At 40.1% G+C, this 10614-nt stretch carries 13 protein-coding genes; 7 read left to right on the top strand and 6 right to left on the bottom strand.

Going from position 1 to position 10614, the window contains the following annotated elements; genetic code table 11:
- Positions 1 to 31: 31 nt before the first annotated feature.
- A complete protein-coding gene (locus B2V92_RS24085; RefSeq protein WP_293312910.1) occupies positions 32 to 682 on the bottom strand; it encodes a hypothetical protein in 651 nt (216 codons plus the stop codon).
- A 209-nt stretch (positions 683 to 891) separates the two neighbouring features.
- Here B2V92_RS24085 and B2V92_RS24080 point away from each other — a divergent pair, with 209 nt between their 5' ends.
- The 3 genes from B2V92_RS24080 (at position 892) to B2V92_RS24070 (ending at position 3661) form a co-directional block, all read left to right on the top strand.
- Positions 892 to 1710 carry an SDR family NAD(P)-dependent oxidoreductase gene (locus B2V92_RS24080; protein ID WP_293312908.1) on the top strand — a complete coding sequence of 273 codons (819 nt, stop codon included), beginning with the start codon at positions 892 to 894 and terminating at the stop codon, positions 1708 to 1710.
- Between the two features lie 61 nt (positions 1711 to 1771).
- On the top strand, positions 1772 to 2662 hold the full coding sequence (locus B2V92_RS24075) for a helix-turn-helix domain-containing protein (RefSeq protein ID WP_293312906.1): 891 nt from the start codon (positions 1772 to 1774) through the stop codon (positions 2660 to 2662).
- Positions 2663 to 2842: 180 nt separating this feature from the next.
- Positions 2843 to 3661, top strand: a complete 819-nt coding sequence (locus B2V92_RS24070) for a hypothetical protein (protein ID WP_293312904.1) — start codon at positions 2843 to 2845, stop codon at positions 3659 to 3661.
- On the opposite strand, the gene B2V92_RS24065 is transcribed toward B2V92_RS24070, so the two are convergent.
- Together B2V92_RS24065 and B2V92_RS24060 are read right to left on the bottom strand one after the other, a co-directional pair.
- Entirely contained in the window at positions 3652 to 4848 is a 1197-nt protein-coding gene (locus B2V92_RS24065; protein WP_293312902.1) for an MFS transporter, read from the bottom strand. The genes B2V92_RS24070 and B2V92_RS24065 overlap by 10 nt on opposite strands.
- Before the next feature lie 63 nt (positions 4849 to 4911).
- Complete coding sequence (locus tag B2V92_RS24060) at positions 4912 to 5685, bottom strand: SDR family NAD(P)-dependent oxidoreductase (protein WP_293312900.1); 774 nt, start codon at positions 5683 to 5685, stop codon at positions 4912 to 4914.
- 168 nt (positions 5686 to 5853) lie between these two features.
- Between B2V92_RS24060 and B2V92_RS24055 the strand changes: the two genes are divergently transcribed.
- Entirely contained in the window at positions 5854 to 6393 is a 540-nt protein-coding gene (locus B2V92_RS24055) for a YbhB/YbcL family Raf kinase inhibitor-like protein (RefSeq protein WP_293312898.1), read from the top strand.
- 67 nt (positions 6394 to 6460) lie between these two features.
- Here the strand turns inward: B2V92_RS24055 and B2V92_RS24050 are convergent, their stop codons facing one another.
- Positions 6461 to 6922, bottom strand: a complete 462-nt coding sequence (locus B2V92_RS24050) for a nuclear transport factor 2 family protein (protein WP_293312896.1) — start codon at positions 6920 to 6922, stop codon at positions 6461 to 6463.
- A 61-nt stretch (positions 6923 to 6983) separates the two neighbouring features.
- Here B2V92_RS24050 and B2V92_RS24045 point away from each other — a divergent pair, with 61 nt between their 5' ends.
- The 3 genes from B2V92_RS24045 (at position 6984) to B2V92_RS24035 (ending at position 8578) form a co-directional block, all read left to right on the top strand.
- Positions 6984 to 7346, top strand: coding sequence for a winged helix-turn-helix transcriptional regulator (locus B2V92_RS24045; protein WP_293312895.1), 363 nt, complete (start codon positions 6984 to 6986; stop codon positions 7344 to 7346).
- Positions 7347 to 7451: 105 nt separating this feature from the next.
- Complete coding sequence (locus tag B2V92_RS24040) at positions 7452 to 8033, top strand: Crp/Fnr family transcriptional regulator (RefSeq protein WP_293312894.1); 582 nt, start codon at positions 7452 to 7454, stop codon at positions 8031 to 8033.
- Positions 8034 to 8128: 95 nt separating this feature from the next.
- On the top strand, positions 8129 to 8578 hold the full coding sequence (locus B2V92_RS24035; RefSeq protein WP_293312892.1) for a DoxX family protein: 450 nt from the start codon (positions 8129 to 8131) through the stop codon (positions 8576 to 8578).
- Between the two features lie 153 nt (positions 8579 to 8731).
- On the opposite strand, the gene B2V92_RS24030 is transcribed toward B2V92_RS24035, so the two are convergent.
- The gene (locus B2V92_RS24030) at positions 8732 to 9139 is read right to left on the bottom strand and encodes a VOC family protein (RefSeq protein ID WP_293312890.1); all 408 of its coding nucleotides are present in this window, start codon (positions 9137 to 9139) and stop codon (positions 8732 to 8734) included.
- A gap of 39 nt (positions 9140 to 9178) precedes the next feature.
- The gene (locus tag B2V92_RS24025) at positions 9179 to 9913 is read right to left on the bottom strand and encodes a helix-turn-helix transcriptional regulator (RefSeq protein ID WP_293312888.1); all 735 of its coding nucleotides are present in this window, start codon (positions 9911 to 9913) and stop codon (positions 9179 to 9181) included.
- Positions 9914 to 10614 lie beyond the last annotated feature (701 nt).

Raw genomic sequence — 10614 nt, 5'->3', positions numbered from 1 at the left:
CCCCAACTTTTCCGCTTGATCCGATTAATGATCATTCTTTCCACGAATCCTGATAGTTATCCCTTAATAATTCAGTTAGTCTTATGTATTCGGACAAATAAAAACCATTAGAGAAATTTTTATAATAATAGAGATATTTCTCTTCTAGCGTTTTGAAATCCTTATGGTCCAATATTTTAGCTAATATTAAGCCTTTTGTACCCTTAAAAATCGGCCCTGTTAAATGTGTTTCATTAGTATCCTGGTTAATGGCACGTTCTACAGTATGAAAATCTTTATATTGATCAAAAAAAGGAATTCCTACAGATTTAAAAAGTTCAAATAATTTATCAGCAACCATATCTATCTGTGTTTCTTCTGTTAATTCAAATCTTGACGCAGGTCCATTAATGTTTAAGCCTTCAATACTCGTACCCAGGGTCGGAGTTCCTTTCTGATACTTTTCTTCAAAGCTGGATATTTGATGGAACAGATTCTCTACAAGATTAAAACGGATTAATAAACCAGGCCTAATGTTCCATCCAGTGCTGCTTGTTAAAAAAACAATACTTAACATATTCCATCCTAACTCTGTGTCCTGTAGAAAGGAATCACCGAATTTTTTGAATTTAAAGCCATATACTTTAAGCTTTTCATTTAAAGACATTAAAACTTGCTGTTTTAAAAAAGATCTCTTTGTCATGGTGAAACATTAATTAAATATGGCCTTATAATTTTTGATGCTAAATTAATATATAAGCACAGCAATTACCTTTACTTTTTTTATAAGAACTATTTTGTTTAAAAAAGAAAGACCATGCTGTCCAAGGTAAAAATGTGCTAATGTTTCCTACTTATGTCCTAACCGCTGGATGTAAAGCAAAGTAACTTTGACTATATAAAAACAATCATATGTCGAAAACAATTTTTATTACCGGAGCCTCACGTGGTTTCGGTAAAATATGGGCAGAAGCCCTGTTGCAAAGAGGCGATAAAGTAATTGCGACTGCACGCAATGTAGCTGCACTGGATGATCTGAAAGCTAAATATGGGAATAACATTTTAACGTTACAGTTAGATGTTAACAGCCGTGATGCCGGTTTCGAAGCGATGAATAAAGCGAAAGAACATTTTGGAAGCATTGATGTTCTGATCAATAATGCAGGTTACGGTTTGTTCGGTGCAATTGAAGAAACAAGTGAAAAAGAAGCAAGGGAGCAGATGGAAACCAATTTTTTTGGTTTATTATGGCTTTCGCAGGCTGTATTGCCGGTGATGCGAGAGCAAGGTTATGGACATATTATCCAGCTTTCGAGCGTTTTGGGATTAATCAGCCGTCCGGTTTTGGGCTTATATGCTGCTTCTAAATTTGCGGTAGAGGGATTAAGCGAATCGCTGGCTGCAGAGGTAAAAGGTTTTGGCATCAATGTTTCGATTATTGAACCTGCCGGATTTGATACCGAATGGGGAGGCTCATCTGCTGCCCGCACTACTGCAATTCCTGAATATGATGAAGTGAAAAACAATCACCAGGCCGGCATCCCTCCTGATTTCCATGGAACTGCTAGCGGTACCACCGAAGCTTTATTGAAACTGATCGATAGTGAAAACCCGCCCCTCCGTTTATTGCTCGGAAAGTACGCCAATATGCTGGTAAAAAAAGACTATGGCAACCGGATAGAAGAATGGGATAAGTGGCAGGAAACAACATTGGCCGCACAGGGTAAATAATGATTATATTCACCATATCTTCACCTTGTTTTAGATTTAGATTGGTTTAATTTGTATAATCATGAAACATTATAAAAGCCTGGCAGAACTGCACCGTTTTAATGGTTTACCCATGCCCGAACATCCATTATTCAGTGTATATAGATGTCCGAAAACCACTTCGCTTGGGGAAAATCCTTTTACTTCCGATTTTTTTATCCTCGGGTTTAAAAAGCTTAAATCAGGTGTTATCATGTATGGGCGTACCCAATATGATCATGAAAATGGTTGTATGCTGTTTGCCAAGCCCAGGCAGATTATGCAGTTTCAAAATCTGGAGTATCACGAAGACTCGTTCATTGTCTTTATCCATGAGGATTTTTTAAATGGCCATTCGCTGAACAATGAGATCGGGAAGTACGCATTTTTTGATTATGAGGCCAACGAAGCATTACATCTTTCACCCCGTGAAGAACAGATTATGTGGGATCTTTTTTTCAAAATTGATGCCGAATACCGTGCAAACAACGATGAGTACAGCCGGAGCATTATGCTTTCGCATGTAGATTCGATGCTGAAGTATTCGCAGCGTTTTTACAAGCGCCAGTTTATCAACCGCGCCGAGCTTTCGGGTAAAACAGTATCAAAATTTAATGATGTACTCGATGCTTATTTTAAAAACGGGGCAACGGAACTTCGGGGCTTACCTACTGTAAGTACTTTGGCATCGCAGCTTAGCCTATCGCCCCGTTATCTGAGCGATTTACTGAAACAGGAAACCGGTAAAACAGCTATCGAATTAATCCATATTTATCTTATAAATGAGGCCAAAAACCGTTTGAGAAGTAATGATCAGCGTGTTTCTGAAATTGCCTATGCACTTGGTTTTGAGGACCTGTCTTATTTCTCGCGACTTTTTAAACGGGAAACAGGCAGCACCCCCAATCAATTTAAAAAACACCTGTTTAAGTAAAAGCCAATATATTATTTAGTTAAGCCGCAATAGCCTCACAGAAATGTGGGGCTTTTTTGTTTCCGATCGGGTAAATATCCTATTGCACAAGGATGTGACAGATAAGTGCTGAATAATATCCTATCTTCGGCACCCGGAACATCATTCATCTATCCCTTACGCCTTAATCAGTTTAATGTTATGAAAACAACAATTATCAGCATCATATTTATCACTTTTTACACCTTTTGCGCTGCACAGAAAAATGTGAAAACAGAGATATGTATTATTGGAAATATCCATGATAGTGTGGCCAATTATACCCCTAAAATGCTTTTTGCCATACTCGAAAAAGCCAGACCGGATGTGATCCTGCATGAGGTTGATAAAGCGAGTATGAAAGAATATACGGGTACCGCAACGCTTAAAGGAAACGAGATTCAGGCTAGTAACCTGTTCTGTGAAAAATTTCCCAATACGCAACGTTTCCCGTTTGATTTTGAAGGAAGAAACCAGTACCGGAAAGATAAAGGAATGGTACCAACCGATAATCTTACAGTTAAGTTAATCGATAGTTTATATAAAACCGGTGTGTTAAATGCCGTGCATAGTTCCATTTATAAACAATATCTTGATCTTAATAAAAAACTGATGGATGTAGCACAGCTTAGCGCTGAAAATTTCAATAACGATAAAACCGATTCAATCAGCAAAGTACGCCAGAACAACCAGTACAAAAAACTCCTCAGGATTGTAAATGATCGACCTGAATTTTTATCCCATACCGTAATAAAACCAAACGGAGAAAAAATTACCTACAGGGATGGATTTAAACTCATGAGTGATTTTTGGGATCTCCGTAACCGTACCATGGCCAAAAATATTTACGAAGTTGCCGAAAAATATAAAGGCAAAAGAATTGTTGTTCTTACAGGTTTTCTGCACCGGTATTATCTGATCAGCGAACTGAAAAGGCTTAACCATAACAATTATACCATCAGGGAATTTTATCAGCTGTAATTTTTGAGCAGCTTTAAGGCTATTAAACCCAAGAAGAATTCGAATGCCGCAAAGGCTGAAAAGGATGTTTTTAAACCCTGGGTTAACAGCTGCTGGAATATATAAGCTCCTGCCCCATAACCAAGGAACAGAACACAGGCACTAAGTGCAACAGCAAGGCCTCTTGTTTCTTCTTTGCCTACGGAGGTTACCATTCCGGCGAATAAAGGTTGGGTCATATCATACCCTAATGAGAGTAGTGTAACAGCGATTGCGGCATACCAAACAGATATATTGAAGCTTAATACCAGTACCGCAATAGCACCAGTCATCAACCCCCAGGGTAATATTTTCTGTCTGCCGTGGCTGTCGGCCAGTTTGCCAATGGTTACGCCAAGCAACATCCCCGGAATACCATATCCCAATAAGGCTAAACCAATTCCCTGATCTGCGAGGCCATACCGGATTTTGAAATAATAACCCAGCCACGAAAAAACACCACTATGGAAAAGCCCATTGAGAAAGATGTAAAGGTACAAACGGCTTCCTTTACCTGATGACAATAAATGATAACCATTGCGGACAATCACTTTTGTTGAAATGCGTGGTTTGGGCAAAAAAACAGGAAACTGATGGTGATTGATCAGGGCCACTATAAATACAGCTAAACTTATGGTTCCGGCAATCATAAATTCATTCCGCCAGCCCAATATAGGATTAAAGAATATGCCCATACTTGCCCCGAATGAAATTCCGCCGGCCATGGCACCGAATAATAAGCCGATATACTTTCCTCTTTTTTGGTAAGGGAAAATATCGCCGATAAGGGATACAGAAACCGGAATAATTCCTCCGGTAGCTAATCCCGACATTATCCTGATTGCAATTAATGCTGTTACACTGCTGCACAAGGGAATTAACAAACAGCTTAGTGCCTGTAAACCAAATAAGGCCAAAAGTATGGGTTTTCTACCGACCCTATCAGAAAGCGGACCGTAGATGAGGGTAGAAAGACCATATGGAATGGTGTATGCGGGTATAAGTAAGCCCAACGCCGAAACCGGTGCATTTAAACTCTCCGATAATGCGGGTATAAGCGGGGCAACAAGGTACGCCTGGAAAAGAACAAGAAAAGCTTCGGCAGCAAGGATACTGATGAGAAGTGTGTAATGCTCCGGTTTAGCAGTTACAGATAATGATCGGCTCATTAAATAGCGTTATAAAATTTAAAGGAATTAAGGTTGGGTAATGATTATGGTAATAAAAAGACTTTAAAGCGGAAACTTCACTCCTGAGTAGCGGTAACACTTCTCCAGGAACAATTGCTGTAAATCTTTATTTTTTGCATCAGGATGCAAAACCTGCGGTTTTTTATGGTAATAATATCCTCCACTGCTCAGCGCTTCCCTATCAGCAGATGAAGCAAGCCACACCTGTGTTAATGGGGCATCGCGCAAACTATCGGGCGCACCTGGTCCACCCATTTTAGTAGCCACCCAGCCCGGTTCCAACGCATTGGAATAAACATCCTTCCACATTTCGGCTACAGCAAAAGCGAGCAAAACATTGTGTAGTTTCGAATCGGAATAAGCCTGGAAACCATTCCAACTTTTATTTTTCCATTTCAGATCGCTCAGGCTGCTGTCGCCACTACGGTGCAGACCGGAGCTTAGGTAAATCAACCGTTTGGGTTTTTGTATAAGTGCCGTAAGCAGATATGGTGCAAGACTATTGATGGCAAATACATGGGGAAGACCATCAACGGTATTTAACCTTGCAGGTTCCTGATAGCCCACCGCTGCATTATGGATAACAGCGTCAAAACTACCCATATGGTTAACCTGGTTGGCCAGATCAATGGTTTGTGCAATATCCAAAAGATCTGCTATTGTTACCGCTTCGGCCTTTGGGTTGGCTTTTAAAGCTGTTTCTGCCCGCTGTTCATTTCTTGCATGCAGTACAATCTGGTGCCCTTGATTTATCAGGATTTTTGCAGCCATCTGGCCAAGACCATCAGATGAGCCGGTAATAAATATTCGTGCCATAATTTTATTTCTTTAATTGATCATGCAAATTTCAGCTTAAACATTAATTAAATATTTATCATTTGGTAAATAATGGATTATCATTTTTTTGGATCTGTATTTCTTTTTACCATTTGGTAAAAGCTTTATATGTGCCTGGGACTAGTTTTGGATCAAAACAAAATTTCAATGAAAAGATTAATAATTATCATGGTGGCGCTAATGGTTTACAGCGCTACTTTCGCCCAAACATTTACATTAAAAAACAGGGAACTGGGCGGGCAGCTTACCAACAAACAGTTTTTTAATGGTATGGGATTTAAAGGGGAAAATCTATCGCCACAGCTTTATTGGGAGAATGAACCAAGCGGGACCAAGAGTTTTGCAGTAACTATTTACGATATGGATGCGCCCACAGGCAGTGGTTTTTGGCATTGGGTGGTTTTTAATATCCCATCTGCCGTGCATGAATTGAAACAGGGTGCAGGTGATCCGCAAAAGAACCTTGTCCCTATGGGAACCATACAAAGTAATTCCGATTACGGTACACCAGGTTATTGCGGTGCTGCACCAAACGACGGACCTGCGCATAGGTTCCTCATTACAGTGTATGCGGTGGGAAAAAACCTTGATCTGGATAAAAATGCAACACCTGCCAGTGTAGGTTTTAACCTGTATTTTGCCACTTTGGCTAAAGCATCTATGGTGGTGTACGGTCAGAAAAAATAGGCTTTTTTAAAACAGGGTTAGAGAAGGTCGGAAAATTCCCCTTCTCTAGCCATTAATAATTAGCAGTTTATTGATTGTGTTCCTGTTTTAGCGCATCTTCATAAGCCTGATTAACCAGATTGCTGTTGCCTTCTTCAAAAACAGGCAGCATGTAGAGCTTGTTTACTTTCCAAACGTCACCTACTTTAGTTAGTTCGTGTTCGTACCTTGCATAAATAAACCAGAAATCCTCTCCTTTACTTACTTTTTGTTTGTGGAGCGCACGGCCATAAGAATGTACGGTAGCCTTATCTCCAACTATATTAACCTCGTGGTTAAAGGTAATGTGCATGGTTGTCATGTGCTGGTAGGCGATTTTTGCCCAGTTGGCAAGATCATCAGCTTTCATTACCTGTTGTGCTTTTACGCCACCAAAATCGATAATTACTTCGTCTGTCCAAAGCAGGCGGCTGGTTTCAAAGTCTTTTCTATCCGTGGCATTAAATCCCTTAACAAGTGATTGTATTACTTCTAAAGTTTCGTTTTTCATATATTTGTTTTGATCACAAAATTAGCGGCTGTACTATGCTGCATCAATAACTCCGCCCATAATGAGTACCCTTAAAAAAGATAATTCAACCATTAGCCTCAACGAACAGATTTTAAACCAGGCCTGTACCTTTAATGAGGTAATGCGGTTAATTTCGCCGCAGTGGAAAATGCAGATCATGTTTTCCATCCATTGGGGTACAAACCGTTTCAGTACATTGAAAAAAGAATATAACACCTTATCTGATGAAATTTTGGGAAAAAGGTTAAGAGAATTAACACAGGAGGGCTTTGTAGAAAAAATTGAAGGGCCGGATCCCAAACACCCGATAGTGGAATACTTTTTAACCGAAAAGGCTAAAGATCTTCTTCCGCTTGTTCCTCAATTTTGCGAATGGGGAGATAAATGGATCAAAGCTGTATAATTGATTTTATCAATTTTAATGAGTTAACGCTGACCTAATTTCTGGTTTAGATTGCTTAACATTTTATACTTTTATGATTTTCGTATAAGTATTACCCATTTAAATATGATCGATCTCATTTTACAGAATTTCAGGATGCATGTTGCACTTTCAGAACAGGAAGCGGCACTGGTTACCTCCGCTTTTCAGTACCGTAAAGTGAGAAAAAACCAGTTGCTGGTAGAACCACCCTACCCGGCCAATACCGAACATTTTATTGTAAGTGGCTGCCTGCGTATTTATTACCTGGATAGCGATGGTGTAGCGCATAATATTGCTTTCGGCGTTGAGGGATGGTGGCTTACTGACCTGCAGAGCTTTTTTACGGGCAATGCATCAAAATACCATGTAGAGGCTTTGGAAGATAGTGAGGTATTTATCATCACAAAAGAACGTTGGGAAGATTTACTGATCCAGATTCCTTCCCTGAATATCTATTTCAGAAAGCTTTACCAGAATTCTATTATTGCCCAGAACGACCGTTTACTGAACATGATCAGCACTAAGGCGGATGAACGTTACCTCCGCTTTATCAAAAAATACCCCACACTCGAAAACCGTTTGCCCCAATACCATATTGCCTCCTACCTTGGTGTTACGCCTGTTTTTTTAAGTAAAATTAAAGCGCGCTTAAGCAGTAAACATTAGAAAATATTAACATAGTTTAATATTATTTATTAAACTATGTTATTGGTCCCAATTGAGGGTGCATGGTATTTTTGCTTCCATACTTACATAAAAAAATGAAAGCTTTAATTAACAAAATCACCACTACTGAAAATCAGGTTACCTCACTTATCCTTCGGATTACATTGTTTATTGTATTATGGCCACATGGCGCACAGTTGTTACTGGGCCTGTTCGGTGGTTATGGATATACCGGTTCGATGGGCTACTTTACCCAAAGCGGCTTGCCATATATCGTTGGTTTTCTGGTCATCTTTCTTTTATTTTTCGGAACCATAGCCATGCTTGCCGGTTTTTTGACAAGGCCTTTTGCTGCGGCTTTTCTGATCATGTTTATCGGCATGATTACAACTGTACACATGCCATTCGGCTTTTTTATGAACTGGTTCGGCAGTCAGAAAGGTGAAGGTATAGAATACCATTTATTATTGATAGGGATTGTAATTGCACTAATGGTTACCGGTGGAGGTAAACGCAGTGTAGATGCTTTAATCAGCACCAAATAAAATTTATACACTTAAAACAGCATAGTTTCACCATGTAAGACATATAAGCTTCTGCGATATTATATGTCTTATATAGTGAAAAATAATTAAACGGCTACTCTGTGTAAATCCGCGCCATCTGCGCGAAATAAATGCATTATGGTTTACCGCAGGTTAACTCCCCTCAAACTTGGCAACTGCTTCTCTGCTAACCGGTGTAAAAAGGTTTACCAGGTTACCGTCGGGATCTCTTAACAATAAAGATTTGTTTCCCCAGGGCATGGTAGTAGGCTCCTGCACAGTACAGTCTTTTAAAAAGCCCGCCAGTTTTTCGAAATGCTGTTGTACATCTTCAACCATAAATTCGATAATTACGCTGCGGTTGTGTGCAGGCTGTGCCACGTTATCGCCTCCAAAAAACTGTAAAGTATTGGTGCTTCCTATAGCAAGTGTAGCAGTTTTGGTTTTAACCTCTGCGAAATCAGGTGTATACCTCATTGCACTTACACCTGTTACCTGTTCGTAAAAATTGATGAGTTCCTCTATCTTGGAGGTAATGATCCGGATGGATATTAAATTCATTGCTTATAATTTTAATTGTGCAACGAAGGTATCTGGGGCTTATGACAACTGTTTGTCAGTGCCTGTAAAGTTTTTTTCTTTTTCCTGTAAATATTCCTGAAGATTGAGTTGATGGGGCACAAACTTATCATCAGTTACCTGTATGGCAGCTATCCTATCCAAGCGGAACATCCTGAAATCATTCCGCAACCTGCAAAAGGCAATAAGCGTCCATTGTTGCTGTGTACTGTAATAAAAAGCGAATGGCTCAATCAGTCTTTCTAAACACTCGTTTTTACCTTCTGCTGTGTAGCCGATACGCAAAACGGTAAAACTTGTTAATGCATTTTGGATGGTAGTTAACGAATTACTGGTAGCTTGCGCTATACCTATGGTGCCTACAGCCACCCGTTTAGAAAGCAGTTCTACTTTATCTTTCGCTGCATAGTTGAGCACCGCCTTTATTTTATCAACCGCTTCGGTATAGGCGCCGATCAATGAGCTGTCTTTATTGAGATTAACCAACTGCCCTGCTGTAATCAATGCGTTGGCCTCTTGTTCGGTAAACATTATGGGGGGGATTTTATAACCTTCGGCCAACGAATAACCCTTGCCCTCGGAACTGGCAATGGGTACACCGATCTGTTCGAGCACCTTAATATCGCGGTAAATGGTACGCACACTAACGGCAAACTTAGCTGCCAGATCGACTGTATTAACCATTCGCCTGGTTTGTAAATGCAGTAAAATGGCGCTTAGGCGGGTAAGCCTTTTCATGTCGGTATTGGTGCTCATTGGGTACGTATGGAAGTCAAATATACAGAATGGTAAAAATAAACTCAAAATCGGTGTTTAATCTGAGGGTGTAAGGATTAACATGGGAATATTTTTTGGAACAATAGCTTGTTTAGAGCAAAAGCCTCTGTGCTTAGCCCCGATTGGATGGATGCCCCCGATTCTTCATCGGGGCAGGAAGGAAAGCGGGAATATCGGAACCGATTGGCACTGCAACTGCACTCCAGATGATAAACAACCTAAACTTTATACTCCTTTAAATGCAATCTTATATGGTTTTGGAAACGTAATTCAGTATTTCTTGGCTGCTGCAGTCCCGCTATCGCTGCTAGTCCTCTCCCGATGAAAAATCGGGATCCGGGCTATCCGCTTTATCGGGTTTATTTAACTAGGGTTACTTTTTTATAGCAAAAACCCCTGTGCTTAGCCCCGATTGAATGGATGCCCCCGATTTTTCATCGGGGCAGGAAGGAAAGCGGGAATACCGGAACCGACCGGCACTGCAACTGCGCTCCAAATGATATTGGCAAGCTTAACAAGCTAACCTGTATACTCCTTTAAATGCAATCTTACCTTTAATTTTTTTATGGCTTTGGAAATGTAAGTCAGTATTTCTTGGCTAGTGCAGTCCCGCTATCGCTGCTAGTCCTCTTCCGATATAAAATCCTATCGTGTGGACACAAATACCAATATTTTTTCCG

The sequence above is a fragment of the Pedobacter sp. UBA5917 genome, assembly GCF_002432345.1.
Taxonomy (GTDB): Bacteria; Bacteroidota; Bacteroidia; order Sphingobacteriales; family Sphingobacteriaceae; genus Pedobacter.
The sequence above is the reverse complement of the archived record's forward strand: the minus strand, read 5'-3'. Positions and strand labels throughout refer to the sequence as shown.

Bases quoted from the DNA above. Each gene is read 5' to 3' on its own strand.
- B2V92_RS24085 (WP_293312910.1), bottom strand. From the start codon at position 682: ATGACAAAGAGATCTTTTTTAAAACAGCAAGTTTTAATGTCTTTAAAT.
- B2V92_RS24080 (WP_293312908.1), top strand. From the start codon at position 892: ATGTCGAAAACAATTTTTATTACCGGAGCCTCACGTGGTTTCGGTAAA.
- B2V92_RS24075 (WP_293312906.1), top strand. From the start codon at position 1,772: ATGAAACATTATAAAAGCCTGGCAGAACTGCACCGTTTTAATGGTTTA.
- B2V92_RS24070 (WP_293312904.1), top strand. From the start codon at position 2,843: ATGAAAACAACAATTATCAGCATCATATTTATCACTTTTTACACCTTT.
- B2V92_RS24065 (WP_293312902.1), bottom strand. From the start codon at position 4,848: ATGAGCCGATCATTATCTGTAACTGCTAAACCGGAGCATTACACACTT.
- B2V92_RS24060 (WP_293312900.1), bottom strand. From the start codon at position 5,685: ATGGCACGAATATTTATTACCGGCTCATCTGATGGTCTTGGCCAGATG.
- B2V92_RS24055 (WP_293312898.1), top strand. From the start codon at position 5,854: ATGAAAAGATTAATAATTATCATGGTGGCGCTAATGGTTTACAGCGCT.
- B2V92_RS24050 (WP_293312896.1), bottom strand. From the start codon at position 6,922: ATGAAAAACGAAACTTTAGAAGTAATACAATCACTTGTTAAGGGATTT.
- B2V92_RS24045 (WP_293312895.1), top strand. From the start codon at position 6,984: ATGAGTACCCTTAAAAAAGATAATTCAACCATTAGCCTCAACGAACAG.
- B2V92_RS24040 (WP_293312894.1), top strand. From the start codon at position 7,452: ATGATCGATCTCATTTTACAGAATTTCAGGATGCATGTTGCACTTTCA.
- B2V92_RS24035 (WP_293312892.1), top strand. From the start codon at position 8,129: ATGAAAGCTTTAATTAACAAAATCACCACTACTGAAAATCAGGTTACC.
- B2V92_RS24030 (WP_293312890.1), bottom strand. From the start codon at position 9,139: ATGAATTTAATATCCATCCGGATCATTACCTCCAAGATAGAGGAACTC.
- B2V92_RS24025 (WP_293312888.1), bottom strand. From the start codon at position 9,913: ATGAGCACCAATACCGACATGAAAAGGCTTACCCGCCTAAGCGCCATT.